The organism is uncultured Bradyrhizobium sp., from assembly GCF_936943645.1.
In the GTDB taxonomy this organism is placed as follows: domain Bacteria; phylum Pseudomonadota; class Alphaproteobacteria; order Rhizobiales; family Xanthobacteraceae; genus Bradyrhizobium.
The window spans coordinates 161580-188033 of record NZ_CAKZJO010000055.1 but is presented as its reverse complement, the minus strand read 5'-3'; the positions used below and the strand labels follow the sequence as shown (position 1 = coordinate 188033).

Below are 26454 nucleotides of genomic sequence, written 5' to 3'. Positions count from 1 at the left end.
TGGAGGGGGAGGGTCGATCGCGCGCAGCGCGAGCGGGGTGGGGTGATCTCTCCACACGGGCAGTGTTGGGTGTGGAGAGACCGTCACCCCACCCCGTCACGCGATCTCGCTTCGCTCAATCGCATGCCGACCCTCCCCCTCCAGGGGAGGGTAAGCAAGAGATCGCGCCACCTTCGCAGCGAGCAACCTTCCCTTGCCGAAGCCGCATTCGGTGTCTACGTCTCGCTGGTCGTCTACCTCAGAGGGTCCCCCATGCTGGATGCCGCCATCAAGGCGCTGTCGCAAATGATCTCGCCGCCGATGCGCTCGATCCTGTGGCGATCGATCGGGCTGGCGCTGGTGCTGATCACCGCGCTGGCGATCGGCCTGCAGCGGCTGCTCAGCTGGTTTGCGACCTCTGGCGAGGTCTGGCTGGAGGGCCTGCTGGGACCGGGCTGGCATTCCTCGCTCGAGGTCTTGTCCTGGATCGTCTCGATCGCGGCCGGCCTCGGCGTCGTATTCGGCGGCATCTTCCTGATGCCGGCGATCACTTCGCTGGTGGCGAGCCTGTTCGTCGACGACGTCGCCGACATCGTCGAGCGCGAGCATTATCCTGCCGAACAGCCGGGCCTCGCGCTGCCGTTCAGCCAGGCGATCCTCGAAGGCGTCAAGACCGCGCTGCTGACGATTTTGGTGTACCTCGCCGCGCTGCCGCTGGTGTTGTTCGCCGGCGCCGGCTTCCTGATCTTCTTCATCGCCGCCGCCTGGCTGCTGGGCCGCGAATATTTCGAGCTTGCCGCGATGCGCTTCCGCTCGCCGGAGGAGGCCAAGGCGATGCGGCGCGACAATGCCGCGATCATCTTCACCGCCGGCCTGTTCATCGCCGCCTTCGTCTCGATCCCGGTCGTCAATCTGGCGACGCCGATCTTCGGCATGGCCTTCATGGTCCACATGCACAAGCGGCTGTCGGGCCCGCGGCCGGAGCTGATCGAGCCGGCACGGCAGGTACGTTGAGCCCTCGCCTCAGATCGTCTTCTCCGGCCACCGGCAGAGATCGTTGATCAGGCAGACCTCGCAGCGTGGCTTGCGCGCGAGGCAGGTATAGCGGCCGTGCAGGATCAGCCAATGATGGGCATGCAGCATGAACTCGGCCGGGATCACCCTTTCGAGGCCGAGCTCGACTTCCAGCGGCGTCTTGCCGGGCGCAAGGCCCGTGCGGTTGCCGACGCGGAACACATGCGTGTCGACCGCCATGGTATGCTCCCCGAAGGCCATGTTGAGCACGACATTGGCGGTCTTGCGTCCGGCACCGGGCAAGGACTCGATCTCCGCGCGGGTGCGCGGCACCTCGCCGCCGAACTCGCTGAGCACCTTGGCCGACAGCGCGATCACGTTCTTCGCCTTGGTGCGGTAGAGGCCGATGGTCTTGATGTAGTCGCGCAGACGCTCCTCGCCGAGGTCGAGCATCTTCTGCGGCGTGTCGGCGATCTCGAACAGGGCGCGTGTCGCCTTGTTGACGCCGGCATCGGTGGCCTGCGCCGACAGCACCACGGCGACCAGCAGCGTGAACGGATTGACGTGCTCGAGCTCGCCCTTCGGCTCCGGATTGGCCTTGCGGAAACGGCTGAAGACCTCGTGAACCTCGGCCGGCGTCCAAGGCTTTAAGAAATTGGGTTTCATGGCCTTGAGCGATCTTTTTGCCGGCGCCGATTTCTTCGCGGGCCTGGGCTTCGCGACGGCGGCCTTCGCCTTCGTCACGGGTGCCTTGCGCGGAGCCGGCTTGCGGGTGATTTTCGCCATGATCGGGATATACTGAGGGACGATGAGCCCAGGCAACGAAATTGAGCACGAGCATTTCGAAGATCTGCGCGAGCAGCAGGTCTTCTCCGCGCTGCTGACGCCGCACCGCTCGCTCAACCGCACCGGCTTCCTCGCGGTGATGCTGTTCCTCAGCGTCGTCAGCTTCGCCACCGGTCTCGTCTTCCTGATGAAGGGCGCCTGGCCGGTGCTCGGCTTCTTCGGCCTCGACGTGCTCGTGGTCTGGTGGGCCTTCAGGGCCAATTTCCGCACCGCGCGGGCGCGCGAGGAGATCACCGTCACGACGAGCGAATTGCGGGTGCGGCGCGTCAGCCACCGCGGCCAGGTCGTCGAATGGACCTTCAACCCGCTCTGGGTCCGCCTCGACATGGAGGTCGACGAGGACTTCGGCATCGAGCATCTCTATTTGATCTCGCGCGGTCACCAGATCCGGATCGCGCGATTTCTCGGACCAGAAGAAAAGGCAAGCTTTTACAAAGGCTTGGCCGAGGCGCTGAATGCCGCCAAGCGCGGCCCGACCTACAATCCGATCACCTGACCGCCGGGTCGGAAATCGGGTGGTTTCGCACCCGTCTGACGCCTACATTTCCGCCCATGATGACACTCGCCATACATGACCAGCGCCTGGCCAAGCCGGGCCCCCAGAACGCCGCGCTACGCGACTATGATTCGGTCCGCCGGGCGATCGCGTTCATCTCGGAGAACTGGCGCGCGCAGCCGACCATCGAGGCGATGGCAGATGCGGCCGGCGTCACGCCGGATGAGCTGCACCATCTGTTTCGCCGCTGGGCCTCGATCACGCCGAAGGCCTTTATGCAGGCGCTCACGCTCGACCATGCAAAGGGACTGCTGCGGGACTCCGCGAGCATCCTCGACGCTGCACTCGACTCAGGTCTCTCGGGGCCGGGCCGGCTGCACGATCTTTTCGTCACGCACGAAGCGATGTCACCGGGTGAGTGGAAGAACGGCGGCGCCGGCCTCACCCTGCGCTACGGCTTCCACCCCTCGCCGTTCGGCACCGCGATCGTGATCGCGACCGATCGGGGCCTGTCGGGGCTCGCCTTCGCCGATCACGGCGAGGAGAAGGTCGCGCTCGCCGACATGACGCGGCGCTGGCCGAACGCCACCTATGTCGAAGATCACGAAGGCACCGCGCCGCTCGCCGCGCGCATCTTCGACACGAAGCTGTGGCGGCCGGACCAGCCGCTGCGCGTGGTGATGATCGGCACCGATTTCGAGGTGCGGGTCTGGGAGACGCTTCTGAAGATCCCGATGGGCCGCGCGGTGTCGTATTCGGACATCGCCTGCAACATCAACAGCCCGAAGGCCTCACGCGCCGTCGGCGCGGCGGTCGGCAAGAACCCGGTCTCGTTCGTGGTGCCGTGTCATCGCGCGCTCGGCAAGAGCGGCACGCTCACCGGCTACCACTGGGGCATCACCCGCAAGCAGGCGATGCTGGGCTGGGAAGCCGGACAGCTGGGGATGCAGTAACGCCGCTGCCGCCGTGTGCGGCGAAATCCTAACCCGCCAGATCCAGCTTCGAGGCCACCGTCGAATCCGCATTGAGCCGGTAGATGATCGGCACGCCGGTGGCGAGCTCACGCTTCAGGATGCCTTCGGGCGACAGCTTCTCCAGCACCATGATCAGCGCGCGCAGCGAGTTGCCGTGGGCGGCGACCAGGGTGCGCTTGCCGTTGAGCACGCCGGGCAGGATTTCCTGCACGTAGTATGGCAACGCGCGCGCGAGCGTGTCCTTCAGGCTTTCGCCGCCGGGCGGCGGCACGTCGTAGGAGCGGCGCCAGATCAGCACCTGGTCCTCGCCCCATTTCTTGCGCGCATCGTCCTTGTTGAGGCCGGAGAGGTCTCCATAATCGCGTTCGTTGAGCGCGAGGTTCTTCGAGGTCGGAAGACCGGTCTGACCGAGCTCGCCGAGGATGATGTCGAGCGTGTGCTGCGCGCGCGTCAGCACGGAGGTAAAGGCGACGTCGAATTGAAGCCCCTGCGCCTTCAACTTGCGGCCGGCTTCCGTGGCTTCCTTGACGCCGAGCTCGGTGAGGTCAGGGTCCTTCCATCCCGTGAACAGGTTCTTCAGATTCCATTCGCTCTGGCCGTGGCGCACGAGCACGAGAAGACGTTCGCTCATTGACTGCTTTCCGTTGGTTTCGATCAGATATCGGCGAGGCCGAGCACGTCGGCCATGGAATAGTGCCCCGGCTTCTTGCCATGCGCCCACAGCGCCGCCTTCAGCGCGCCGTGGGCAAACAGCATGCGGTCTTCGGCCTGATGCGACAGCGTCAGGCGCTCGAACCGGCCGAGGAAGGTGACGCTGTGATCGCCGGCCACGGTGCCGCCGCGCAAGGAGGCGAAACCGATATTGCCCGGCCTGCGCGCGCCGGTGATCCCGTCGCGGCCACGCTCCGAATGATCATCGAGCGTGACGTCGCGGCCGCTGGCCGCAGCCTGGCCCAGCATGAGCGCGGTGCCGGAGGGCGCATCGACCTTCATGCGATGATGGGTCTCGACGATCTCGATATCGAAGCTCTGGTCGAGTGCCTTGGCGACGCGCTTGACCACGGCGGCGAGCAGGTTGACGCCGAGGCTCATATTGCCCGACTGCACGACGACGGCGCGATTGGTGACGCTCTTGATCACGGCATTGTCGGAGCCCGACAATCCGGTGGTGCCGACGACATGGACGATGCCCCGCTCGGCGGCGATCGCGACATTGGCGATGGTCGCGGCCGGGACGGTAAAATCGAGGATGCCGTCGGCCTCCTTCGACATCGCCCAGAGATCGGCCGAGAGCTTGATGCCGTTGGCGGGAAGCCCTGCGAGCACGCCGGCATCCTTGCCGAGCAGCTCCGAGCCCGGTGCCTCCAGCGCGCCTGCCAGCACGGCGCCCTTGGTGTCGGCAATCGCCCGCACCAGCGCGCGGCCCATCCGGCCGCCGGCTCCTGCAACAATCAAGCGCATGTCGGACATCGTGTGATCCTCTTCGGGGCCGTTGTAGCGGGGGGACGCAGTTCCGGCAACCGAAGGGGATCAGGGGCCGCGGCGCCTCTTAAACCTCCCCTGGAGGGGGAGGGTCGCTGAGCATGCAGCGAAGCGGAATGCGCAGCGGGGTGGGGTGACGGTCTCTCCTCCACGCACAGTGTCCGTGTTGAGAGATCACCCCACCCCGCTCGCGCTTCGCGCGATCGACCCTCCCCCTCCAGGGGAGGGTAAGAGAGAACCTCAACCGTCCGCCGGCTGCGGGCCGTCATAGCCCTCGATGATGATGAGGTCGGCGATCGAGTGCGGTTGGCGCACCTTGATGTTGGCCTGATATTCCGGCGAGTTGTAGCAGGCGATCGCGGTCTCGTAGTCCGGGAATTCGATCACGACGTTGCGGGTACGGCTGGCACCTTCGACGGTGGTGAACTTGCCGCCGCGGACGACGAAGCGGCCGCCCCATTTCTTGAAGATCGGACCGTTGGCGACAGCGTAGGGCTTGTAGCCCTCGTCACTGTTCACGTCGACGCGCCCGACCCAGTAGCCCTTTGCCATTGTTCTTCTCCCTGCTTCTTTGTTGCTCTAGCCGAGCGCTTGCGCGATCTCGGCCTGGATTGCATCGGCCGCAGCCTTGGGGTTGGCGGCTTCAAGGATCGGCCGCCCAACGACGAGATAGTCGGCACCTGCGGCAATCGCACGCCCCGGCGTCATGATGCGCTTCTGGTCGCCGCTCGGTGCGCCCGCCGGACGAATGCCCGGCGTCACCAGGCTCATCTGATGACCGACGATCTTGCGCAAGGCGCCCACTTCTTCCGGCGAGCAGACGAGACCGTCGATGCCGAGCACCTGCGCCTGCTGCGCGCGCGCCTCGACCAGCTCGGAGACGCCGAGCCGATATCCGGCCGCGTGCAGATCGTCGTCGTTGTAGGAGGTCAGCACGGTGACCGCGAGAATCTTCAAGCCCGAGCCGCCGCGTCCCTCGACCGCAGCCTTCATGGTCTGCGGATAGGCGTGTACGGTGAGGAAGGTCGCGCCCAGCTTGGCGACGCTTTCCACGCCACGCGCAACCGTGTTGCCGATGTCGTGCATCTTGAGATCGGCAAACACCTTCTTGCCCCTGTCGGCGAGCTTGCCGATCAACGGCAGGCCGCCGGCATAAGCGAGCTGATAGCCGATCTTGTAGAAGGTGACGCTGTCGCCGAGCCCAGCGATCATCGCCTCCGCAGCTTCAACGCTCGGCAGGTCGAGCGGCACGATCAGGCGGTCCTTCGGGGCGATCTCGGCTGGCGTCATGTCACCTCACATCATGCGTTGGGAAATGTCGATCAATTGCGCGACCAGCTGCTTCAGCGCGGCGATATCGCCCTCGTTCTTGAGCTTGTCCATATCGTCATAGGCCTGGTCGGCAAAGGCGAGCGTAAGCTGGCTCGCAATCACATTGGCGTGGCAGGAGGTCAGGATCAGCCTCAGCGCCTGTAGCGCACGCGCTGCACCTAACCTACTCTGCGAGGCGCCGGCGAGCGCGAAGGCACGGTTGCGGAACACCTCGCCGCGTGCCTCGTGCGGATCCTGCACGCGGCTGACCCAGTCGATCGCGTTCTTGAGCAGCGGCGGCACCGAGGCGTTGTATTCGGGCGAGACGAACAGCACGCCGTGATGCGTGCCGATCATGCGCTTGAGATTGACGGCGTGCTTGGGAACGCCGGACTTGGCCTGGAGATCGCCGTCATAGATCGGCAGCGGAAAATCGGCGAGCGAGATGCGGGTGACGTCAACGCCGGCCTGGGCAAATTCATAGGCGACCACCGCCGCCAGCTTCGCGTTGTGCGAACCGGTGCGCAGCGAGCCGGGAATGACCAGGATTTTGGGTGCGGACATCCACTTCCATGCGTTCGGCGAAACGAGCCCGCCGCGCAAAGGAAAACGCCGGCGGAATTAGTCCTTGCGATACACCCAGACGCGGGCCGGCGGAAGGTTCATCCAGATCCGTTCCGAGGCCTCTGTGGACACGCCGGGCAGCGATTTCGGGATCGGCGGCACCACCGCATAGGTGAACTGGACGAAGGGTGCGCCGGGCGCGAGCGCGGTGAAGGCGTCGCGGATCAGCCGCAGCCGCGTCAGCATCGGTTTCGTCACGAGCGGCAGGCCGGAGACGACCGCGCTCGCCGGCGCGCTCAGCACGTTCCAAAGCGTGTCACGCAGGCGATAGGCATCGCCCTGCACCACCTTGGCCTGCGGATAGCGGTCGCGCAGCAGCGCGCAGAAGCCGGGATTGTATTCGACGAGGACGAGACGCTTCTGATCGACACCGCGCTCGACCAGCGCGGAGGTAATGGCGCCGGTGCCAGGCCCGAGCTCGACCACGGGCGCGTCCGAATCGACATCGACGTAATGGGCCATGGTCCGCGCCAGCAGCTTGCCCGACGGCATCACTGCGCCCATATGCAGCGGCTTTTCGATCCACGATCTGAGAAAGCGCACCTCGTCATCGAGACGAGGCTTCTTCAACGCACGCGCGGACGATGGCAATGGCATGTCAGGACCGGACGGGACCGCGGGACCGCGGCGTGTCAGAAAATGGTCATAAAGACGTATAGGCCGAAGTCGATACGGTCAAGCCGAGTCAACTCGCCCGATTACCGAAGAAATCCTTGACCTTGGCGAAGAAGCCCTCGGATTCCGGCTGGGTGTTGCCGCTTGACAGCTTTTCGAACTCGGCCAGCAATTCCTGCTGCTTCTTGGTGAGATTCTGCGGGGTCTCGACCACGACCTGAACGTACATGTCGCCCATCTGGCGCGACCGCAGCACCGGCATGCCTTTTGATGCAATGCGGAATCGGCGATTGGACTGGGTTCCGGGCGGCACCTTCACCTTGGCCTTGCCCTTTTCGATGGTCGGCACCTCGAATTCGCCGCCGAGGGCGGCCGTCACCATCGAGATCGGCACACGGCAATGCAGATCGGCGCCGTCGCGCTGGAAGAACTGGTGCTGGGCCAGTGACAGGAAGATGTAGAGGTCACCGGGCGGACCGCCGCGGACCCCGGCCTCGCCCTCGCCGGCGAGCCTGATCCTCGTGCCGTCCTCGACGCCCTGCGGAATGTTGACGGACAGCGTGCGCTCGCGGGTGACGCGGCCCTGTCCCGAGCAGGACGGGCAGGCATCCTCGATCATCTGGCCGCGGCCCTGGCAGCCCGGGCAGGTGCGCTCCAGCGTGAAGAAGCCCTGCGACTGCCGCACGCGGCCGGCGCCGCCGCAGGTCGAACAGGTCTTCGGCTTGGTGCCGGCCTTGGCGCCGATGCCCGAGCAGGCCTCGCAGGTGACCGAGACCGGAATCTCGATCTGTGCGGTCTTGCCGCCAAAGGCTTCCTCGAGCGTGATTTCCATGTTGTAGCGCAGGTCGGCCCCGCGCTCGCGGCCGCCGCGGCCACGCTGCCCGGCCATGCCGAACAGGTCTTCGAAAATGTCGGAGAAGGAGGAGGCGAAGCCCGCGCCGAAGCCGGCGCCGCCGCCGCCCTGCTCGAAAGCCGCATGACCGTAGCGGTCATAGGCCGCGCGCTTGTCCTTGTCCTTGAGGACCTCGTAGGCCTCGTTGATTTCCTTGAACTTGACTTCGCTGCTGTCGTCCCCGGGATTGCGGTCGGGGTGAAACTTCATCGCCAGCTTGCGGAACGACGATTTCAGCTTGCCTTCGTCGGCATCGCGTTCGACTTCGAGGGTCTCGTAGTAGCAGCGCTTGGTGGACGTGGACATGTTGAGCTCGGTCTATCCAATCGCGATTCAAGTCGGAGCGAAACGACGTCGCGACGCGACGATATGGGCAGCCTTCCGCCTCACGGCGGAGGACGGCATGGCGGCGTTCAGCATAACGGCTGGAAATTGATCGATCGTAACGGGCACCCGTCCCGTTCGTCCCGACACGTCGGCCTCCCCCGAAGGGGAGGAGGCCGGTCGCGCGTGTGGGGTCCAAGCCGTCCGCATGTCACCCTCTCGGGGCTCAGGCGGACTTCTTGTTGTTCTTGTCGTCGTCGACCTCGGTGAACTCCGCGTCGACGACGTCGTCCTTGGCCGCGTCCTTCTTGGCGTCGGCCTCGGCCTGCTGCTTGTACATGGCCTCGCCGAGCTTCATCGAAGCCTGGGCCAGCGTCTGGGTCTTGGCCTTGATGGCCTCGGCATCGTCGCCCTTCAGCGCTTCCTTGAGGTCGCTGACGGCATCCTCGATGGCGCGGCGCTCGGTCTCGGCAACCTTCGAGCCATGCTCGGCCAGGGCCTTCTCGGTCGAATGCACCAGGCCATCCGCCTCGTTCTTGGCGGTGACGGCCTCGCGGCGCTTCTTGTCCGCCTCGGCATTGGCCTCGGCGTCCTTGACCATTTTCTCGATGTCGGCTTCCGACAGACCGCCGGAGGCCTGGATGCGGATCTGCTGCTCCTTGCCCGTGGCCTTGTCCTTGGCCGACACGTTGACGATACCGTTCGCGTCGATGTCGAAGGTCACCTCGATCTGCGGCATGCCGCGCGGGGCCGGCGGAATGCCCATCAGGTCGAACTGGCCGAGCATCTTGTTGTCGGCCGCCATTTCACGTTCGCCCTGGAAGACGCGGATGGTGACGGCATTCTGATTGTCTTCAGCCGTCGAGAACACCTGGCTCTTCTTGGTCGGGATCGTGGTGTTGCGGTCGATGATGCGGGTGAACACACCGCCCAGCGTCTCGATGCCCAGCGACAGCGGGGTCACGTCGAGCAGCAGCACGTCCTTGACGTCGCCCTGGAGCACGCCGGCCTGGATCGCGGCACCGATCGCGACGACTTCGTCCGGGTTGACGCCCTTGTGCGGCTCCTTGCCGAACAGCTGCTTGACGACTTCCTGGACCTTCGGCATGCGCGACATGCCGCCGACCAGAACGACTTCACCGATCTCACCGGCGGTGACGCCGGCATCCTTCAGCGCCTTGCGGCAGGGCTCGACGGTCTTCTGCACGAGGTCGTCGACCAGCGCCTCGAACTTGGCGCGGGTTAGCTTCATCGTCAGGTGCTTCGGGCCGGTCTGGTCCGCGGTGATGAAGGGCAGGTTGATCTCGGTCTGCGTCGTCGACGACAGCTCGATCTTGGCCTTTTCAGCGGCTTCCTTCAGGCGCTGCAACGCGAGCTTGTCGTTGCGCAGGTTGATGCCCTGCTCCTTCTGGAATTCATCGGCGAGGTAGCCGACGAGACGCATGTCGAAATCTTCGCCGCCGAGGAAGGTGTCGCCGTTGGTCGACTTCACCTCGAACACGCCGTCGCCGATTTCGAGAATGGAGATATCGAAGGTGCCGCCGCCGAGGTCATACACGGCGATCGTGCCGGTCTTGGTCTTGTCGAGGCCATAGGCGAGCGCAGCCGCGGTCGGCTCGTTGATGATGCGCAGCACTTCGAGGCCCGCGATCTTGCCGGCGTCCTTGGTCGCCTGGCGCTGGGCGTCGTTGAAGTAGGCGGGAACGGTGATGACGGCCTGGTCGACCTTCTGGCCGAGATGGGCTTCCGCGGTTTCCTTCATCTTCTGAAGGATGAAAGCCGAGACCTGCGAGGGCGAGTAGGTCTGGCCGTCGGCCTCGACCCAGGCGTCGCCGTTGGAAGCCTTCACGATCTTGTAGGGAACGAGCTTCTTGTCCTTCTCGACCATGGGGTCGTCGTAGCGGCGGCCGATCAGGCGCTTCACTGCGAAGAAGGTGCGCTCGGGATTGGTGACGGCCTGGCGCTTGGCCGGCTGGCCGACGAGGCGCTCACCGTCGTCCGTGACGGCGACGATCGAAGGCGTCGTGCGCATGCCTTCGGAATTCTCGATGACTTTGGCGTTCTTGCCATCCATCACGGCAACGCACGAATTCGTGGTGCCGAGGTCGATCCCAATGACCTTTCCCATGGTCCTGATATCCTTGTTTTTGCGGCAGGCTGGCTGGGCCCAGAAGGCACCCGAACCGAAACCCCCTAAGATCAAACATCCGCGATATTGCGATGATTGAGGCTCATATAGGAGGGGGGGAGGGGCCCGCAAGGACCGAAGCTAGGTTTCTGCCGCGAAAACATCGGGTTTTGGAAGACGATATCCGGGCTTCACCGCACTTGCGGGTGAGGAATTATTAACAGGTTCAGGCATCAGCAAGCCCCCGCTACCGCGGGGCCCGCCCACCCTGTTGCCGCCGGCCCAAACCCGGTAAAAGGCGGACCCGGCCGGGCAGCCACCAGAGCTGCTACGCGCGACAAAGCGGCCCGGTGGACCACCATCGAACGGCCTCAATGTGAACCAATCAGAGTGCCCATGAAGCTGATCCGTCCCCTCGCCGCGCTCGCCCTTCTCGTTAGCTCCGCGCTTCCGGCTCTCGCCGCCGACGCCGTGTTTCCGCCCGGCTTGCGCCTCGGCATGGTGCCGCTGGTCGGCCTCAACACGGCCAAGACCTTTCCGGGCTTCGAAAGCGAAGACGGCAGCGTCAAGGTGCTGATCACCGAGCTGCCGCCGGCGGCCTATGGCGAGGTCGTGAGCGCCTTCAACTCCAATCCCGCAGGCGCCAATGGCGTCAAGCAGGACAAGATCGAGACCCCAGCGGGCCTTGCCTATTTCACCACCGAAAGCGGCAAGGCCGGCGAGACGGCGGTGAAGCGCTATTCGATGATCGTGCCGGGCGCGGGCTTCTCCGGCTATGTCGCGGTGCAGATCCCGGAGAATGCGACCAAGATCTACACGGATGAGGCGGTGCGGCAGATGTTTGCAAGCGCCTCCACCCGCAAACAGGTCTCGGCCGAAGAGCAGATCGGGCTGATGCCGTTCAAGATCACCGATCTCGCCGATTTCAAGGACATCCGCACGCTGGCGCCGGGCTCCAGCATCATCCTGGCGGACGGCAACGAGAGCGCGGGCTATGAGTCGAAGCCGTTCATGATCCTCGGCCTGATCGGCGCCACCCCGCAAGCCGCCGACGACCGCGCCCGCTTCGCCCAGGAGGCCGCGCTGCAAATCCCGGGCGTGCGGGAATCGCGCGTCACCATGTCCGAGCCGATCCGTATCAACGGACAGCAAGGCTTCGAGACCCGGATCGACGGCGTCAGCGGCAAGGAAAAGACCCCGGTCACCGTGGTGCAGTGGATCCGCTTCTCGACCGGCGGCGCCTCGCTGCGCATCATCGCCAGCGCGCCGCGTGACCAGTGGCAGGCCGCCTTCACCCGCTTCCGCGCGGTGCGCGACGGGATTCAGCCGAAGGGGTAGGCACGAAGAAGGCGCTAGGCGCTCCAGCACACCCAGTGTCGTCCCTGCGAACGCAGGGACCCATACCGCGTGATATCACGGCTGCGGGTGGTCGCTGTCCCACTCAGAGTCTTCGCCAAACATCTCCCTGGGGTATGGGTCCCGGATCGGCACGCGCCTCAAGGGCGCGCTTGTCCGGGACGACAGTGAGTTGGGGTCGCCAGCCCAACCCCTCACCAAGACCGGCCGCATTTTCGGGCTTCTGTTCGTGTACGAACGGAACTAGGCTTCGTTCCCGTTGGATCATCCCAAGGGGAGGCGAACGATGCTTGATCGACGACAAATCCTCGCGGCGCTCGGAACGACGGCGCTCGTGACTCTCGCGCCGACAGCACTCTTTGCAGCAGCTTCGATCAAGCCGGATGCGAGCTCCGCGCTGCTCGTGATCGACGTGCAGAACTGCTTCCTGCCCGGCGGCAGCCTCGCCGTGAAGGAAGGCGAGCAGGTGGTGCCGGTCATCAACAAGATCTCGAAGGCATTCGCGAATGTGGTGATGACGCAGGACTGGCACACGCCCGGCCACGTTTCGTTTGCCTCGACCCACTCCGGCAAGAAACCGTTCGAGACCGTCGATCTCCCCTACGGCAAGCAGGTGCTCTGGCCTGATCATTGCGTGCAGGGTACCGACGGCGCGGCGCTGTCGAAGGACCTTGCGATCCCCCACGCCGAGCTCATCATCCGCAAGGGCTTTCACAAGGACGTCGATAGCTACTCGGCCTTCCTCGAAGCCGACGGCAAGACCTCGACGGGCCTCGCGGGCTATCTGAAGGGCCGCAAGATCAAGCGCGTCTTCGTCGCCGGGCTCGCGACAGACTTCTGCGTCGCCTGGACCGCGCTGGACGCGCGCAAGGCGGGCTTCGAGGTCTATGTGGTGGAAGACGCCTGCCGCGGCATCGACACCCAGGGCTCACTGGCAAAGGCCTGGGCCGACATGGCCAAGGCCGGCGTGAAGCGGATTCAGTCGGGTGATATCGCCGTGAGCGCGTAGGATTTTCGAGCTGCATGCCGGGACGGCTCGAAGAGCCGAACCCGGAATGACGCCAAAACTCAATTCGGCGCGCCGCTCGACTCGTTGCTGTTCGCGGCCGGAGCAGCCTTCGCGCCGCCCTTGGCGACGCCGACGAGAGCCGGGCGCAGCACGCGCTCGCCGATGGTATAGCCGGCCTGCATGATCTGCACGACCGTGCCCGACGGCACCGACGCATCGGGCACTTCGTACATGGCCTGGTGGAAGTTCGGGTCGAACTTCTGGCCCTGCGGATCGAGCTTCTTCACGCCGTGCTTCTCCAGCGCGCTGAGCAGCGCGCGTTCGGTGAGCTCGACGCCCTCGATCAGCGAGGTCAGGCCGGGATCGGCCGCGGCACGCGCCTCGGCCGGAACGGCATCGAGCGCACGCTGGAGATTGTCGGCGATGTCGAGCACGTCGCGGGCAAAGCCGGTGATGCCGTAGAGACGGGCGTCGGCGACTTCCTTGGTGGTGCGCTTGCGCAGATTCTCCATCTCGGCCAGCGTCCGCAGCATGCGGTCGCGCGCCTCGGCGACTTCCTTCTGCAGGGTTTCGACCGAGCCGGGCTCGGGATCGTCGGGCATGATGTAGGGCTTTGACACCACGGGCTCGCCAGTCGGCGCAGCCGCGTCTTCGGGTTGCCGGTCTCGATCGGTCATCGGCTCTGTTCTCAAACTTGTTTCGAGGGATTTTTCTGGCCCGGATATCGTGCTTCGGGCGCCGAAAATCAAGCGCCCGTGATCGGATCAAACGCCGGTCAGCCCCCCAAGAGGCGACTGACGATGCGGGCGGCATAATCCACGGTCGGGATCACGCGGGCATAATTCAGCCGCGTCGGCCCGATCACGCCGAGAACGCCGACAATATGGCCGGCGGCATCCCGATAGGGCGAGATGATCGTGGAGGAGCCGGACAGGGAAAACAGCTTGTTCTCCGAACCGATAAAGATGCGCACACCCTCGGCGGTCTCGGCGCGGCCGAGCAGGTCGATCACGCCGCGCTTGGTCTCGAGATCGTCGAACAACAGGCGGACCCGCTCCAGATCCTCCAGCGCGTGCAGATCTTCCAGCAGATTGGCGTGGCCGCGGACGATCAGCTGGCGGTCCTCGTTCTCGCCACCGGACCAGCTGGCGATGCCGGCCGAGATCACCTTCTGCGTCAGTTGATCGAGCTCGGCGCGGGCTTCGCCCAGCGCCGTCTCGAGCTCGAGCCGCGCCTCGGCCAGGGTCCGGCCGCGAATGCGCGCATTGAGGAAATTGCCGGCTTCGGTGATCGCCGAGGAGGGAACCCCAGGGGGCAGCGTCAGCACGCGGTTCTCGACCTGGCCATCCTCGCCGACCAGGATCACCAGCGCCTTTTCCGGTTCCAGGCGGACGAATTCGATGTGCTTCAGCCGCGCATTGGATTTTGGCGTCAACACCACCGCGGCGGCCCGGGTCAGTCCGGACAGCCGCGTCAGCGCCTGGTCCAGCGCGGCCTCCACCGAATGCGCCTGGCCGACGGATGTGAGCTGGCTCTGGATCGACTGCCGTTCGGCCTCGTTGAGGTCGCCGACCTGCATCAAGGCATCGACGAAGAAGCGCAGGCCGAGTTCCGTCGGCAGCCGGCCGGCAGAGGTGTGCGGGGCGTAGATCAGGCCGAGCTGTTCCAGATCGGCCATGACGTTGCGGACCGAGGCCGGCGACAACGGCATGGCGATCAGGCGGGAAATGTTGCGCGAGCCCACCGGCTCACCGGTCGCGAGATAACTTTCGACAATTTGACGAAAGATGTCGCGGGAACGCTCGTTGAGCTGGGCAAGGCCTGCGCGCGGCGCGATCAGATGGATCGGATCGTGATGGGCCACAGACGGTAACTCCTCTCAGATGCTCATAATTTGTCCATCCCCGAGGGTTCTGACAAGCGTGGCGTTTGCAGATCGGAAATCCAGGGTGAATTCGGCGCCGATGTTCCCCCTTGCCGCCCACCCTCGCCCCACCTACAAGCACCGCCGACAGCTTTTTCCGTGAGTTTTGGAGGATTTCCCATGCGGCCAAGCCGCCGTGCGCCCGACGAATTGCGCCCCGTGACGCTGGAGCGTGGCGTGGTCAAATATGCGGAAGGCTCGTGCCTGGTGAAATTCGGCGACACCCATGTGCTGGTCACCGCCACGCTGGAAGACCGTCTGCCGCCGTGGCTGAAGGGCCAGGGCCGCGGCTGGGTCACCGCCGAATATGGCATGCTGCCGCGCGCGACCTCCGAACGCACCCGCCGCGAGGCCGCCGCCGGCAAGCAGAGCGGCCGCACCGTCGAGATCCAGCGCCTGATCGGCCGCTCGCTTCGCACCATCGTCGACCTCGAAGCGCTCGGCGAGCGCCAGATCACGGTCGATTGCGACGTGCTCCAGGCCGACGGCGGCACCCGCACGGCCTCGATCACCGGCGCCTGGGTCGCGCTCGCCGATTGCATCAACTGGATGAAGGCGCGCAACATGGTGAAAGCCAATGTGCTGCGCGACAACGTCGCCGCGATCTCCTGCGGCATCTACAATGGAACGACCGTGCTCGACCTCGACTATGCCGAGGATTCCGAAGCCGAAACCGACGCCAATTTCGTCATGACGGGCGATGGCCGCATCATCGAGGTGCAGGGCACTGCGGAACGCGAGCCGTTCACGCAGGACGAGTTCCTGAAGCTGATCGCCCTGGCGCAAAAGGGCATTGCGCGGCTGGTGGACTTGCAGAAACTGGCCGTCGCGTAGTCAATAAGCCATGCACCGCCGAATCACCGGAAAGCTCGTCATCGCCACCCACAATCCCGGCAAGCTCGCCGAGATGAAGGAGCTGCTCGCGCCGTACGGGATCGAAGCGGTATCCGCCGGCGAGCTCGGCCTCGCAGAACCCGACGAGACCGGCAACGATTTCCGCAGCAATGCCGCGATCAAGGCGATCGCGGCGGCACAGGCGACCAAGCTTCCGTCCTTCGCCGACGATTCCGGCATCGTGGTCGACGCGCTCGACGGCGCGCCCGGAATCTACAGCGCGCGCTGGGCCGGTCCGTCCAAGGATTTCAACGCGGCGATGGCGCAGATCGAGCGCCTGCTGCAGGAACGCGGTGCCACCACGCCCGCAAAGCGGACCGCGCATTTCGTCTCCGCGCTCTGCGTCGCCTGGCCCGACGATCATCTCGAAGAGGTCGAGGCCCGCGTCGACGGCACGCTGGTGTGGCCGCCGCGCGGGAATGCCGGTTTTGGTTACGACCCGATGTTCTTGCCGAACGGTCATGCGCGCACGTTCGGCGAGATGACCAGCATCGAGAAGCACGGCCTGCCGCCGCTCGGCCTCGGCCTGTCGCACCGCGCGCGCGCCTTCCGGAAACTGGCGGAGATCTGCCTTGAGCCGCGCTGACAAGGACGCTTTCGGCGTCTATGTGCACTGGCCGTTCTGCCTGTCGAAGTGCCCGTATTGCGACTTCAACAGCCATGTCCGCCACGCCGCGATCGACGAGGCGCGCTACGCCAACGCCTTCGCGCGCGAAATCGCGACGACCGCCGCCCGCGCGCCCGGCCGCGAGGTCACCTCGATCTTCCTCGGCGGCGGCACACCGTCGCTGATGCAGCCCGCAACCGTCGGCGCGGTGCTTGACGCCATCGGCAAGCACTGGACCGTTGCGAAGGACGTCGAAGTCACGCTGGAGGCGAATCCGACCAGCGTCGAAGCCACGCGCTTCGCCGGCTATCGCGCGGCCGGCGTCAACCGCGTCTCGCTCGGCGTGCAGGCACTCGACGACGTCTCGCTCAAGGCGCTGGGCCGTCTGCACAGCGCGCGCGAAGCGCTCGATGCGGTTGCGATCGCGCGCCGCTCGTTCGAGCGCTATTCGTTCGATTTGATCTATGCCCGTCCCGACCAGACGCCGGCGATGTGGTCCGACGAACTTCGGCTCGCGGTGAGTGAGGCCGCCGAGCACCTGTCGCTCTATCAATTGACGATCGAGGAAGGCACGCCGTTCTTCGGCCTGCACCAGGCCGGCAAATTGAAGACACCGGACGAGGCGGTCGCCCGCGCACTCTACGACGTCACGCAGGAGACCTGCGACAGGCTCGGCCTGCCCGCCTACGAGATCTCCAATCACGCGCGGCGCGGCGCCGAGTGCCGGCATAATCTGGTGTACTGGCGCGGCGAGGAATATGCTGGCATCGGTCCGGGCGCCCACGGCCGTCTCGACATCGACGGCGTACGCCATGCTACGGCCACCGAGAAGCGTCCCGAAGCCTGGCTGATGCGGGTGGAGACCAACGGCCACGGCGTCGTCACCGACGATCTCCTCAACAGCGAAGAGCGCGCCGACGAATTTCTGTTGATGGGATTGCGCCTCGCCGAAGGCATCGACCCCGAGCGCTACAAGGCTCTCTCCGGCCGCCCGCTCGATCCCAAGCGCATCGCGCTTCTGCGCGAGGAAGGCGCGATCACGGTCGATGCGACGGGACGATTGCGCGTGACGAGCAGCGGATTTCCGGTGCTGGATGCGGTGGTCGCGGATCTCGCGGCGTAGCGAGATCTCGTAGGGTGGGCAAAGGCGCTCTTGCGCCGTGCCCACGTTCACTCAATGATTGATAGAAGACGTGGGCACGCTTCGCTTTGCCCACCCTACGGCACCGTCGGCTGAGCTACGCCCCAAAACTCTTCGGCGAGCCCGCAACCGCGACACCGCCGCCGGTCGTCACCTTCATCACCGCGAGCCCGCGTTCATTCGTGCCGTCGGCGCGGAAGCGGAACAGGCCGTCGATGCCGGCAAAGCCGGAAGGGTTGGTCAGCACATCGGGCGAGAAGCGCGTCTGGCCTTGCGTGCGCGCGAGCGCGGCAACGAGTGCGACCGCATCATAAGCGAGCGTCGCGGTGCGGATCGGCTCCGCACCGTATTTGGTGCGATAGCGGCCGGAGAACGCGCGAAAGCCGGCCGGATCGGGCGCGGCGTAGAGACCGCCTTGCAGGCTTTGGTTGGCATAAACGCGGGGATTGTCCCACAGACCGGTGCCGAGCAGCTGGATGTTGCGCAAATTCGCGCCCGCGGCCGTCATCGCGTCCGCCACCGACACGACGGCATCGCCGTCATCGGCGATGAACAGCGCATCCGCACTGCCGAGCTGCTGCGCCACCGTGCGTGCCGGCGTGGCACGATCGGCGCCGTATTTCTCGAAGGCGACGATGCGCCCGCCACGGCGCGGCACCGCCGCCTTCACCGCGGCCTCGACCACATTGCCATAGGCGTTGTCGGGCACCAGCACGGCGACCGATCGCTTTCCGATGCTGGCGGAATATTCGACGATGCGATTGACGTCGGACTCCGGCAGGAACGACAGCAGATAGACGCCGCGTCCCGCGATGCTGGAGTCGGTCGAGAACGCGATGACGGAAATGCCGCGCGTGCGCGCAACTTGCGCGACCGCAGGCACCGACTGCGCGAACAACGGTCCCAGAATGATCTCGGCGCCCTCGTCGACGGCCTGCTGCGCGCCGGCTTGCGCGCCCTGCGGGCTGCCATTGTCGTCCTTGATCAGGAGCTGGATGTTCGGATTCTGGAACTCAGCCAGCGCCATCTCGGCGGCGTTGCGCATGGATTGCGCGGCAAGGCCGGCATTGCCCGCAGCCGAGAGCGGCAGGATGACGGCGACCTTGACCCCGCCGGTGCCGGCGGTCGTCGCCTGTTGCGGCGGACCCGCCGGCTGGGCCGGAGGCGGTGAGCTCGAGAACGGGTTGGAGAACTGGTTGAGGCTCTGCTGCACACCGGCGCAGGCCGACAGCAGGGGTGCGCCAAGCAGCAGGCCGAGTGCACTCCGTCGGGTCGCCCCTGACATAAGGGGCCCCTGAACGGGAGACTTCATATCGCGCGGGCCCACCATGGCAGCTTCTCTTCTGACCAGCGATCGCCAGCCGGTCACAACATTCGTCCCGCGACACAAGCCGCGGATTCAGGCATATTGTCGGCAAATAGTTAACTAAAACAAAAGGATAATAACCGCTTAACGCGGCCGCACCTCAAATCCTGGCTAGCTGTCCGCCGTCCGTAGCCAGCATCAAGGCGGCCTTTCCGCCGTGAATATGACGCTGGTGCTTCATTCCCTCGGGAATGTGATGCCTGTCGGATCACATTCCAGTCTGTCCTCACCCCTTGCCTCGGCACGATCTTTTTCGAGGAGCCGGTTCCCAGCCCTCGGGATCGTGCCTAAGTTGACTTCATTATGCGCGCAAAGCCGGCTCCGATAAATACGCCTGAAGCCCAAGACACCGCCTCGCGCGGTTTCTCCATCGATGCCCATCGGCTTGCGGCACCGAAGGCCGCACCGGGCCTCCATCTGGTCGCAACCCCGATCGGCAATCTCGGCGATATCACGCTACGTGCACTCCAGACGCTGGCCGGCGTCGATGTCATCTTCTGCGAAGACACCCGCATCACGCGGCGCCTCACCGAGCGCTACGCCATCACCGCGCAGCTCAAGCAATATCACGAGCACAACGCCGAGGCCGCCCGTCCGAAAATCCTGGAAGCGCTGGCGGCAGGTGGCTCGGTCGCGCTGGTCTCGGACGCCGGCACGCCGCTGATCTCCGATCCCGGCTTCAAGCTGGTGCGCGAGGTCTGCGCCGCCGGCCATGCGGTCCATGCGCTGCCCGGCCCATCCTCGGTCCTGGCGGCCTTGTCGGTGGCGGCACTGCCGACCGACCGCTTCTTCTTCGAAGGTTTCCTGCCGGCGAAATCTGCGGCGCGCCGCGCGCGGCTGGCCGAGCTTGCGCGGATCGACGCGACATTGGTGATGTTCGAATCCGGCAACCGGATGCAGGCCGCCATGACCGATCTGGCCGAGATCATGGGGGAACGCGAGGCCGCGGTCTGCCGCGAGCTCACGAAATTGCACGAGGAGGTCAGGCGCGCACCGGTCGCCGAGCTCGCGCGACAAGCCGACGCGCCGGAAACGCGCGGTGAATTCGTTCTGGTGATCGCTCCGCCAGCGGCCGACGCCAATGTGCTCGCATCGGATGCGCTCGACGACCTCCTGCGCGAGCAACTCGCCGCGCACAGCGTCAAGGATGCCGTCGCGCATGCCGTCGCGCTCTCTGGCAGGCCCCGCCGCGAGGTCTATGCCCGCGCGCTCGAGCTCGCAAAGGATCTGCGGGGCGACGATGGCGAAGGCTGACAATCCTGCGGAACCCAGGGTCGCCTCGCCCGAGCGCGTCGCCGCGTTCCGCACCGGCATCTCGGCCGAGAGCCGCGCCGCCGCCTATCTCATGGCCAAGGGCTATCGCATCCTCGCCAAGCGTTTCCGCACCCCGCATGGCGAGATCGACCTCGTGGCGCGCCGGCGCAACCTGATCGCCTTCGTCGAGGTCAAGGCCCGCGCCAGCCTCGATGACGCCGCCTATGCGGTGACCCCGCGCCAGCAGCAGCGCATCATCAACGCCGCGCAAGGCTGGCTCGTAGCGCATCCCGAGCATGCCGAATTCGAATTGCGATTCGACGCCATGCTGATTGCGCCGCGCTCACTTCCGCGCCATGTGTTGGCGGCATTCGACGCCTCGACCTGAAAGGCAGACCATGAAACTGAACGTCGCCGTCCAGATGGACCCCATCGCCCGCATCAACATCAAGGGCGATTCCACCTTCGCGCTGCTGCTGGAGGCGCAGAAGCGCGGCCATGGCCTGTCCTATTACACGCCCGACAAGCTCTCGATGGTCGGTGAGGAGATCGTCGCCCCGGTTCAGCTGCTGACCGTGCGCGACGAACCGGGCAACCATTTCACGCTCGGCGAGCCGAAGCGCGAGGCGCTGAACGGCTTTGACGTGGTGCTGCTGCGCCAGGACCCGCCGTTCGATCTCGCCTACATCACCTCGACGCACTTCCTGGAGCGCATCCATCCGAAGACGCTGGTGGTCAACGATCCGGCCTCGGTGCGCAATGCGCCGGAAAAGCTGTTCGTGATGAATTTTCCGCAGCTGATGCCGCCGACGCTGATCTCGCGCGATCTCGACGAGATCAACGCGTTCCGCGACAAGCACGGCGCCGTCGTGATGAAGCCGCTGCACGGCCATGGCGGCGCGGCGGTGTTCCGCGTGATGCCGCAGGACATGAATTTCGGCTCGCTCTACGACATGTTCTCGGTGACGTTCAGGGAGCCCTGGGTGATCCAGCAGTTCATCCCCGAGGTGAAGCACGGCGACAAGCGCATCATCCTCGTCAACGGCGAGTTTGCCGGCGCGGTGAACCGCGTGCCGGCCGCCGACGACCTCCGCTCCAACATGGTGCGCGGCGGCGCGGCGCAGGAGACCGAGCTCACCCCGCGCGAGCGCGAGATCTGCGCCACCGTCGGCCCGGCACTGCGTGAGCGTGGCCTGTTGTTCGTCGGCATCGACGTCATCAACGGCAACCTCACCGAGATCAACGTGACCTCGCCGACCGGCATCCGCGCCATCGCCCGGCTCGGCGGCCCCGATGTCGCGGCAAAGATCTGGGACGTGATCGAACAGAAGCGGAAGAAATAGCGATCGGCGACTGCGTGGGAGAGACCGCGATCTCTCCCCATCGTCGTCCCCGCGAACGCGGGGACCCATACCGCGGAATCCATCAGTTGCGGACGGTCGAAGTACCGACCGACCAGTCTTCGCCAAAGTTCTCCCGGGGTTATGGGTCCCTGCGTTCGCAGGGACGACAGCAATGTTGTGCGCGCGCTGTACGGTCTCACGCGCATCGTCATGGGACCATCACTAACCACTCGTTCACCATGACGCTCCGCGTCTCGTCCGAACGCATGAGCGCGCTTACGTGAATCTACGGGGCCGCTGGCCGACCGAATAACGCGGCGTTCACCATCTGTCGAGAACCATCAACGCCGCCGACGATCGCGTTCGGCCTCGCAACACCCCTTATACTTTTACTCCCTACTCATCGACACGGGGGAACCCGCCACGTGCGGTTCGAGTGCCCCGCGTATGAGTAAAAGCGTATGAACACCGCACGCATTGTCGTCCTCGTCATCGCGCTGGCCGCCGGAGGCGTCGCTGCGTATCTGGCGAGCGGCTATCAGAATGCCCCCGCGCCCGTTGCGCCCGTTGCCGAGAAGCTGCCGACGGTCGAAGTCCTCATCGCCAAGAACGACATCCAGCTCGGCCAGGCGCTCAAGCCCGACGATCTGCAATGGCAGACCTGGCCCGCGGCGACGGCGAGCAACGCCTTCATCCGCCGTGACAGCAGACCCGAGGCCCAGACCCAGATCGCCGGCTCGATCGCACGCGTCCCCCTGATGCAGGGCGAGCCGATCCGCGAGCAGAAGCTGGTCAGGGCCGAGGGCTCCGGCTTCATGGCCGCGATCCTGCCCTCGGGCATGCGCGCCGTTTCCACCGAGATTTCAGCCGAGACCGGCGCGGGCGGCTTCATCCTGCCGAACGACCGCGTCGACATCGTCCTGACCCGCCGCCTGAAGAATCCCGACGCCAATGGCGCGCTGGCCGGCAACGACCTCATTCTATCCGAGGTGATCCTGACCAATATCCGCGTGCTCGCGATCGACCAGGCGCCGAAGGAAAAGGACGGCCAGACCGCCGTCGTCGGCAAGACCGTCACGCTCGAGCTCAAGCCCGACCAGGTCGCGACGCTGTCGGCCGCGCGCCAGGGCGGCACGCTCCAGCTCGCGCTGCGCAGCATCGTCGATGCCAACGCGGTGGAAGGCTCGATTCAGGACAAGGCGGCCAAGGTCACCGATGGCATCAACGTCATTCGCTTCGGCGTGCCGGCGCGGCAGCTAACGTCACAGAAGTGATGGGGACATCATGAACTACGGGGATGATCGGACGGGGCTGCGCATTCGGGGGAAGCGCGCAGGCTCGTTCTTTGTGGGGACGCTGCTGATGCTGGGGCTGCTCGCAGCCCCCGACTGCCTCCGTGCTGCGGACGCGCCGGTCGGCGATCAGGCGCCGATGCAGGCGCCCGATCTCGGTGTGTCGCCGGTTGCGACGATCGCGTCGGCGAGGACGCGCTCTCTGTCGCTCGGCGTCGGCAAATCCGTCGTCATCGATCTTCCGCGCGAGGTCAAGGACGTGCTGGTGGCCGATCCCAAGATCGCCAATGCCGTCATCCGCTCGGCCCAGCGCGCCTATATCATCGGCGGCCAGGTCGGCCAGACCAATGTCGTGTTCTTCACCGCCGACGGCCAGCAGGTCGCCTCCTATGACATCGCGGTGAAGCGCGACCTCAACGGCATGCGTACGGCCCTGCGCCAGTCGCTGCCGGGCGTGCAGATCGAAGGCGTCGGCGACAGCGTGATGCTGACCGGCTCGGTGTCGAGCCCGGTCGAGGCCCAGCAGGCCGGCGACGTCGCCGCCAAGCTCGTCGGCGGCTCCGACAAGGTCGTCAACAACATCGTCGTGCGCGGCCGCGACCAGGTGATGCTCAAGGTCGTGGTCGGCGAAGTGCGCCGCGACATCGTCAAGCAGCTCGGTGTCGATCTCAGCGCCAGCCTCAACGCCGGCACGGCGGTGGTGAACTTCAACAACTCCAACCCGTTCTCGGTCTCGGGTGGCCCGCTCGTCAGCAGCAACGGGCTCGGTGTGACCGGACTTGCAAAAGGCGTGGCCACCGTCAACGCCACGATGCGGGCGATGGAAAGCGCCGGCGTGATGCGGACGCTGGCCGAGCCGAGCCTGACGGCGATCTCCGGCGAGTCCGCCACTTTCATCGCGGGCGGCGAATTCCCGATTCCTGCGGGCTATTCCTGCGATCCGGTCACCCACGTCTGTACCACCCAGATCACCTACAAGAAGTTCGGCATCTCCCTGAACTTCACACCGGTCGTGCTCAGCGAGGGACGTATCAGCCTGCGCGTGATGACCGAAGTCTCGGAGCTGTCGAATCAGAACGCCATCTCCGTGACGCAGGCGGTGTCCGCGGGCCAGACCAGCTCGATCACCATCCCCTCCATCCAGACCCGCCGCGCTGAGACCACGCTCGAAATTCCCTCGGGCGGCTCGATGGCGATGGCCGGCCTGATCCAGCAGCAGACCAAGCAGGCGATCAACGGCCTGCCCGGTGTCGACCAGGTGCCGATCATCGGCGCGCTGTTCCGCAGCCAGGACTTCGTCAACAACGAGACCGAGCTGATGGTGATCGTGACGCCCTATGTGGTGCGCGCGGTCGCCCAGAAGGAATTGTCGCGGCCCGACGACGGCTTCGCGCCGGCATCGGACGCGCAAACGGCGCTGCTCGGCCGCATGAACCGCCTCTATGGCGTCGCGCGCCGCGTCGATCCGATCAACGGCGCGCCGGGCGATTTCGGCTTCATCATCGACTGATGACGGACGGTTTGGGGACCGCGCAAGGCACGGGACAAGAGGGGACCAGGCGATGACGACAACATCAGCCGATCGACGTCGCAGCGTGAGGATCGCGCTGGCACTGACGGGCCTCTCCGTCATGCTGGGCGCCTGCAACACCACCGGCGAGATCACCACCCAGACGGTGCCGACCGACTATCGCCAGCGCCACCCGATCGCCGTGCAGGAAGGCAAGAAGTCGATCGTCATCTTCGTCGGCAAGGCGCGCGGCGGCCTCTCGGCCGCGCAGTATTCCGACGTTGCCGGCATCGCGCGGGACTGGATGCGGGAAGGCACCGGCTCCGTCGTCGTCGATGTCCCCGTCGACACCGCGAATTCGCGCGCGGCGGCCGCGACCTATCGGGAAATCCGCTCCGTGCTCGCATCCGGCGGCGTGCCGTCCCGCGCCATCGTGCAGCATCCCTACCGCCCCGAGGATCCCGGACTGCTGCCCACCATCCGCTTGAGCTATTCCAGGATTGCCGCGGTGGCCGGCCCCTGCGGGCTGTGGCCGGAAGACATCGGGCCCAACATCCTCGATCCCGGCTACAACGAGAACCGGCCCTATTTCAATCTGGGCTGTGCCAGTCAGCGTAATCTCGCGGCGATGATCGACAACCCCGCCGACCTCGAGCAGCCGCGATCCGAGGCGCCGGCTTATACCGCCCGACGCGACATCGCCTTCGAGCGTTACCGCAAGGGCACGGCGATCTCGACTCCCTCACCCGAGACCGACAAGGCCAAACTCAGCGATATCGGCAAATGACAGCGCTTCACGAAGACGACGCGGACGATCCGCGGCACCCCGAGGAACATATTGCGCCGGTCCCCCGCATCTCGGTGCAGGCCTTTTGCGAGACCGAGAAAACGCTCGCCGCGGTGACCGCGGCGGGGCAGGACCGCCGGCTTGCCAAAGCGCACCTCACCGCCAAGGACGGCGGCCTTGCCGCGGCGATCGAAGTCTACGAATCGATGCCGACGCCGAACGTGATCGTGATCGAATCCGACGGCACCCGCGACATCCTCGAAGGGCTCGACGACCTCGCGGGCGTCTGCGATCCCGGCACTCGTGTTGTCGTGATCGGCAATCCCAACGACACCGCGCCCTATCGTGAGCTGGTGCGCCGCGGCGTCAACGACTACGTCGTCGGCCCGGTCGAAACCCTCGACGTCGTCCGCTCGATCTGCAGCCTGTTCTCCGCCTCCGAGGCCATTATCACCGGTCGCGTCATCGCGGTGGTCGGCGCCAAGGGCGGCGTCGGCGCGTCGACGGTCGCGCACAACGTGGCCTGGACCATCGCCCGCGATCTTTCGCTCGATTCGGTCGTGATCGATCTCGACCTTGCCTTCGGCACCGCGAGCCTCGACTACAACCAGGACCCGGTGCAGGGCATCGCCAACGCGGTGCTGTCGCAGGACCGCCCGGACACGGCGCTGATGGAACGCCTGCTCGCCAAATGCACCGAGCGCCTCAGCCTGCTCGCGGCACCTGCCACGCTCGACCGCGTCTACGATTTCGGCGCCGAAGCCTTCGACGCCGTGTTCGACACGCTGCGCATGACCACGCCCTGCATCGTGCTCGACGTTCCCCACCAATGGTCCGGCTGGACACGTCGCGCGCTGGTGAACGCCGACGATATCGTGATCGTCGCCGAGCCCGATCTCGCGAATTTGCGCAACACCAAGAACATGCTGAGCGTGCTGAAGGCGGCACGGCCGAACGACCGGCCGCCGCTGTACTGCATCAACCAGGTCGGCATGCACAAGCGCGCCGAGATCGAGGTCAAGGCGTTCGCCAAGACCATGGAGAGCCAGCCGATCGCGGTGATCCCGTTCGATTCGAAACTGTTCTCGACCGCGGCCAATAACGGCCAGATGATCGCAGAGGTCTCCAAGAACCACCGCACCACCGAGCTGTTCCAGAACATGGCGAACCGCCTCGCCGGCCGCGGCGAGGTGAAGAAGCCGAAGCGCTCGCTGCTCGAGCCGCTGCTGAGGAAGCTGAAGGGCCGGTCGGGACGTGGATCCGCCCCGCATCGCAAGGCGTCGTAG

Annotated in this window: 27 protein-coding genes; 15 read left to right on the top strand and 12 right to left on the bottom strand. The window is 65.6% G+C overall.

Translation table 11 applies throughout. The annotated features are described in order from the left end of the window. The first annotated feature begins 252 nt into the window (after positions 1-252). Positions 253-993: a sulfate transporter family protein gene (locus tag Q0743_RS15225; protein ID WP_298242336.1), complete on the top strand. Its 741-nt coding sequence runs from the start codon at positions 253-255 to the stop codon at positions 991-993. A 9-nt stretch (positions 994-1002) separates the two neighbouring features. Here the strand turns inward: Q0743_RS15225 and nth are convergent, their stop codons facing one another. Next, complete coding sequence (nth, locus tag Q0743_RS15220; protein ID WP_298242335.1) at positions 1003-1779, bottom strand: endonuclease III; 777 nt, start codon at positions 1777-1779, stop codon at positions 1003-1005. A gap of 22 nt (positions 1780-1801) precedes the next feature. On the opposite strand from nth, the gene Q0743_RS15215 reads away from it, so the two are divergent. Together Q0743_RS15215 and Q0743_RS15210 are read left to right on the top strand one after the other, a co-directional pair. Continuing rightward, positions 1802-2335: a DUF2244 domain-containing protein gene (locus Q0743_RS15215; protein ID WP_298242334.1), complete on the top strand. Its 534-nt coding sequence runs from the start codon at positions 1802-1804 to the stop codon at positions 2333-2335. 56 nt (positions 2336-2391) lie between these two features. Continuing rightward, positions 2392-3288, top strand: a complete 897-nt coding sequence (locus Q0743_RS15210; protein WP_298242333.1) for a bifunctional helix-turn-helix domain-containing protein/methylated-DNA--[protein]-cysteine S-methyltransferase — start codon at positions 2392-2394, stop codon at positions 3286-3288. A 28-nt stretch (positions 3289-3316) separates the two neighbouring features. On the opposite strand, the gene Q0743_RS15205 is transcribed toward Q0743_RS15210, so the two are convergent. The 8 genes from Q0743_RS15205 to dnaK all read right to left on the bottom strand — a co-directional run bounded on the left by Q0743_RS15205 (position 3317) and on the right by dnaK (position 10685). Beyond that, positions 3317-3940, bottom strand: a complete 624-nt coding sequence (locus Q0743_RS15205) for a 2,3-bisphosphoglycerate-dependent phosphoglycerate mutase (RefSeq protein ID WP_100175223.1) — start codon at positions 3938-3940, stop codon at positions 3317-3319. Positions 3941-3963: 23 nt separating this feature from the next. Further along, positions 3964-4779 (bottom strand): 4-hydroxy-tetrahydrodipicolinate reductase, encoded by an 816-nt coding sequence (gene dapB / locus Q0743_RS15200; RefSeq protein WP_298242332.1) that lies wholly within the window; start codon positions 4777-4779, stop codon positions 3964-3966. 252 nt (positions 4780-5031) lie between these two features. Then, complete coding sequence (locus Q0743_RS15195) at positions 5032-5343, bottom strand: DUF1330 domain-containing protein (RefSeq protein WP_298242331.1); 312 nt, start codon at positions 5341-5343, stop codon at positions 5032-5034. Positions 5344-5370: 27 nt separating this feature from the next. Beyond that, positions 5371-6081, bottom strand: a complete 711-nt coding sequence (gene pyrF, locus Q0743_RS15190) for an orotidine-5'-phosphate decarboxylase (RefSeq protein WP_298242330.1) — start codon at positions 6079-6081, stop codon at positions 5371-5373. Between the two features lie 6 nt (positions 6082-6087). Continuing rightward, entirely contained in the window at positions 6088-6666 is a 579-nt protein-coding gene (locus Q0743_RS15185; protein ID WP_298242329.1) for an NADPH-dependent FMN reductase, read from the bottom strand. A 57-nt stretch (positions 6667-6723) separates the two neighbouring features. Further along, positions 6724-7323, bottom strand: a complete 600-nt coding sequence (locus Q0743_RS15180) for an rRNA adenine N-6-methyltransferase family protein (RefSeq protein ID WP_027534962.1) — start codon at positions 7321-7323, stop codon at positions 6724-6726. A gap of 88 nt (positions 7324-7411) precedes the next feature. After that, positions 7412-8539 (bottom strand): molecular chaperone DnaJ, encoded by a 1128-nt coding sequence (gene dnaJ / locus Q0743_RS15175; RefSeq protein ID WP_298242328.1) that lies wholly within the window; start codon positions 8537-8539, stop codon positions 7412-7414. A 244-nt stretch (positions 8540-8783) separates the two neighbouring features. Beyond that, entirely contained in the window at positions 8784-10685 is a 1902-nt protein-coding gene (gene dnaK, locus Q0743_RS15170) for a molecular chaperone DnaK (protein WP_298242327.1), read from the bottom strand. Positions 10686-11081: 396 nt separating this feature from the next. Here dnaK and Q0743_RS15165 point away from each other — a divergent pair, with 396 nt between their 5' ends. Next, entirely contained in the window at positions 11082-12023 is a 942-nt protein-coding gene (locus tag Q0743_RS15165; RefSeq protein WP_298242326.1) for a hypothetical protein, read from the top strand. Positions 12024-12327: 304 nt separating this feature from the next. Continuing rightward, the gene (gene pncA / locus Q0743_RS15160) at positions 12328-13050 is read left to right on the top strand and encodes a bifunctional nicotinamidase/pyrazinamidase (protein WP_298242325.1); all 723 of its coding nucleotides are present in this window, start codon (positions 12328-12330) and stop codon (positions 13048-13050) included. Positions 13051-13109: 59 nt separating this feature from the next. On the opposite strand, the gene grpE is transcribed toward pncA, so the two are convergent. Together grpE and hrcA are read right to left on the bottom strand one after the other, a co-directional pair. Beyond that, positions 13110-13727, bottom strand: a complete 618-nt coding sequence (gene grpE / locus Q0743_RS15155; protein ID WP_298242324.1) for a nucleotide exchange factor GrpE — start codon at positions 13725-13727, stop codon at positions 13110-13112. 98 nt (positions 13728-13825) lie between these two features. Beyond that, complete coding sequence (gene hrcA, locus Q0743_RS15150) at positions 13826-14914, bottom strand: heat-inducible transcriptional repressor HrcA (RefSeq protein ID WP_100175233.1); 1089 nt, start codon at positions 14912-14914, stop codon at positions 13826-13828. Between the two features lie 180 nt (positions 14915-15094). Here hrcA and rph point away from each other — a divergent pair, with 180 nt between their 5' ends. From rph to hemW, 3 genes are read left to right on the top strand one after another with little or no spacing between them, the layout of a single operon-like run. Continuing rightward, positions 15095-15808 (top strand): ribonuclease PH, encoded by a 714-nt coding sequence (rph, locus tag Q0743_RS15145; RefSeq protein WP_298242323.1) that lies wholly within the window; start codon positions 15095-15097, stop codon positions 15806-15808. A gap of 10 nt (positions 15809-15818) precedes the next feature. Next, positions 15819-16454 carry an RdgB/HAM1 family non-canonical purine NTP pyrophosphatase gene (gene rdgB / locus Q0743_RS15140; RefSeq protein WP_298242322.1) on the top strand — a complete coding sequence of 212 codons (636 nt, stop codon included), beginning with the start codon at positions 15819-15821 and terminating at the stop codon, positions 16452-16454. Then, on the top strand, positions 16441-17598 hold the full coding sequence (gene hemW / locus Q0743_RS15135; RefSeq protein WP_298242321.1) for a radical SAM family heme chaperone HemW: 1158 nt from the start codon (positions 16441-16443) through the stop codon (positions 17596-17598). The genes rdgB and hemW overlap by 14 nt, the downstream gene beginning before the upstream one ends. 115 nt (positions 17599-17713) lie before the next feature. Here hemW and Q0743_RS15130 read toward each other — a convergent pair whose 3' ends face one another. Then, positions 17714-18946: a penicillin-binding protein activator gene (locus Q0743_RS15130; RefSeq protein ID WP_298242320.1), complete on the bottom strand. Its 1233-nt coding sequence runs from the start codon at positions 18944-18946 to the stop codon at positions 17714-17716. A gap of 339 nt (positions 18947-19285) precedes the next feature. On the opposite strand from Q0743_RS15130, the gene rsmI reads away from it, so the two are divergent. The 7 genes from rsmI to Q0743_RS15095 all read left to right on the top strand — a co-directional run bounded on the left by rsmI (position 19286) and on the right by Q0743_RS15095 (position 26454). Continuing rightward, on the top strand, positions 19286-20236 hold the full coding sequence (rsmI, locus tag Q0743_RS15125; protein WP_298242319.1) for a 16S rRNA (cytidine(1402)-2'-O)-methyltransferase: 951 nt from the start codon (positions 19286-19288) through the stop codon (positions 20234-20236). Then, complete coding sequence (locus tag Q0743_RS15120) at positions 20223-20624, top strand: YraN family protein (RefSeq protein ID WP_298242318.1); 402 nt, start codon at positions 20223-20225, stop codon at positions 20622-20624. The genes rsmI and Q0743_RS15120 overlap by 14 nt, the downstream gene beginning before the upstream one ends. A 10-nt stretch (positions 20625-20634) precedes the next feature. Then, on the top strand, positions 20635-21579 hold the full coding sequence (gene gshB, locus Q0743_RS15115; RefSeq protein ID WP_298242317.1) for a glutathione synthase: 945 nt from the start codon (positions 20635-20637) through the stop codon (positions 21577-21579). 461 nt (positions 21580-22040) lie between these two features. Further along, positions 22041-22853, top strand: a complete 813-nt coding sequence (gene cpaB / locus Q0743_RS15110; RefSeq protein ID WP_298242316.1) for a Flp pilus assembly protein CpaB — start codon at positions 22041-22043, stop codon at positions 22851-22853. Positions 22854-22863: 10 nt separating this feature from the next. Continuing rightward, a complete protein-coding gene (locus Q0743_RS15105) occupies positions 22864-24381 on the top strand; it encodes a type II and III secretion system protein family protein (protein WP_298242315.1) in 1518 nt (505 codons plus the stop codon). A gap of 52 nt (positions 24382-24433) precedes the next feature. Next, the gene (locus Q0743_RS15100; protein ID WP_298242314.1) at positions 24434-25168 is read left to right on the top strand and encodes a CpaD family pilus assembly protein; all 735 of its coding nucleotides are present in this window, start codon (positions 24434-24436) and stop codon (positions 25166-25168) included. Next, the gene (locus Q0743_RS15095; RefSeq protein ID WP_298242313.1) at positions 25165-26454 is read left to right on the top strand and encodes an AAA family ATPase; all 1290 of its coding nucleotides are present in this window, start codon (positions 25165-25167) and stop codon (positions 26452-26454) included. Before Q0743_RS15100 ends, Q0743_RS15095 begins: the two co-directional genes overlap by 4 nt.

What these genes read in the sequence shown, in the direction of transcription:
- dnaJ (WP_298242328.1), bottom strand. Translation starts at nt 8,539, where the DNA reads ATGTCCACGTCCACCAAGCGCTGCTACTACGAGACCCTCGAAGTCGAA.
- cpaB (WP_298242316.1), top strand. Translation starts at nt 22,041, where the DNA reads ATGAACACCGCACGCATTGTCGTCCTCGTCATCGCGCTGGCCGCCGGA.
- dnaK (WP_298242327.1), bottom strand. Translation starts at nt 10,685, where the DNA reads ATGGGAAAGGTCATTGGGATCGACCTCGGCACCACGAATTCGTGCGTT.
- Q0743_RS15210 (WP_298242333.1), top strand. Translation starts at nt 2,392, where the DNA reads ATGATGACACTCGCCATACATGACCAGCGCCTGGCCAAGCCGGGCCCC.
- Q0743_RS15205 (WP_100175223.1), bottom strand. Translation starts at nt 3,940, where the DNA reads ATGAGCGAACGTCTTCTCGTGCTCGTGCGCCACGGCCAGAGCGAATGG.
- gshB (WP_298242317.1), top strand. Translation starts at nt 20,635, where the DNA reads ATGAAACTGAACGTCGCCGTCCAGATGGACCCCATCGCCCGCATCAAC.
- Q0743_RS15225 (WP_298242336.1), top strand. Translation starts at nt 253, where the DNA reads ATGCTGGATGCCGCCATCAAGGCGCTGTCGCAAATGATCTCGCCGCCG.
- nth (WP_298242335.1), bottom strand. Translation starts at nt 1,779, where the DNA reads ATGGCGAAAATCACCCGCAAGCCGGCTCCGCGCAAGGCACCCGTGACG.
- Q0743_RS15095 (WP_298242313.1), top strand. Translation starts at nt 25,165, where the DNA reads ATGACAGCGCTTCACGAAGACGACGCGGACGATCCGCGGCACCCCGAG.
- rsmI (WP_298242319.1), top strand. Translation starts at nt 19,286, where the DNA reads ATGCGCGCAAAGCCGGCTCCGATAAATACGCCTGAAGCCCAAGACACC.
- rdgB (WP_298242322.1), top strand. Translation starts at nt 15,819, where the DNA reads ATGCACCGCCGAATCACCGGAAAGCTCGTCATCGCCACCCACAATCCC.
- Q0743_RS15130 (WP_298242320.1), bottom strand. Translation starts at nt 18,946, where the DNA reads ATGGTGGGCCCGCGCGATATGAAGTCTCCCGTTCAGGGGCCCCTTATG.
- Q0743_RS15185 (WP_298242329.1), bottom strand. Translation starts at nt 6,666, where the DNA reads ATGTCCGCACCCAAAATCCTGGTCATTCCCGGCTCGCTGCGCACCGGT.
- Q0743_RS15215 (WP_298242334.1), top strand. Translation starts at nt 1,802, where the DNA reads ATGAGCCCAGGCAACGAAATTGAGCACGAGCATTTCGAAGATCTGCGC.
- rph (WP_298242323.1), top strand. Translation starts at nt 15,095, where the DNA reads ATGCGGCCAAGCCGCCGTGCGCCCGACGAATTGCGCCCCGTGACGCTG.
- Q0743_RS15100 (WP_298242314.1), top strand. Translation starts at nt 24,434, where the DNA reads ATGACGACAACATCAGCCGATCGACGTCGCAGCGTGAGGATCGCGCTG.
- Q0743_RS15105 (WP_298242315.1), top strand. Translation starts at nt 22,864, where the DNA reads ATGAACTACGGGGATGATCGGACGGGGCTGCGCATTCGGGGGAAGCGC.
- Q0743_RS15180 (WP_027534962.1), bottom strand. Translation starts at nt 7,323, where the DNA reads ATGCCATTGCCATCGTCCGCGCGTGCGTTGAAGAAGCCTCGTCTCGAT.
- pncA (WP_298242325.1), top strand. Translation starts at nt 12,328, where the DNA reads ATGCTTGATCGACGACAAATCCTCGCGGCGCTCGGAACGACGGCGCTC.
- Q0743_RS15195 (WP_298242331.1), bottom strand. Translation starts at nt 5,343, where the DNA reads ATGGCAAAGGGCTACTGGGTCGGGCGCGTCGACGTGAACAGTGACGAG.
- pyrF (WP_298242330.1), bottom strand. Translation starts at nt 6,081, where the DNA reads ATGACGCCAGCCGAGATCGCCCCGAAGGACCGCCTGATCGTGCCGCTC.
- Q0743_RS15165 (WP_298242326.1), top strand. Translation starts at nt 11,082, where the DNA reads ATGAAGCTGATCCGTCCCCTCGCCGCGCTCGCCCTTCTCGTTAGCTCC.
- dapB (WP_298242332.1), bottom strand. Translation starts at nt 4,779, where the DNA reads ATGTCCGACATGCGCTTGATTGTTGCAGGAGCCGGCGGCCGGATGGGC.
- Q0743_RS15120 (WP_298242318.1), top strand. Translation starts at nt 20,223, where the DNA reads ATGGCGAAGGCTGACAATCCTGCGGAACCCAGGGTCGCCTCGCCCGAG.
- grpE (WP_298242324.1), bottom strand. Translation starts at nt 13,727, where the DNA reads ATGACCGATCGAGACCGGCAACCCGAAGACGCGGCTGCGCCGACTGGC.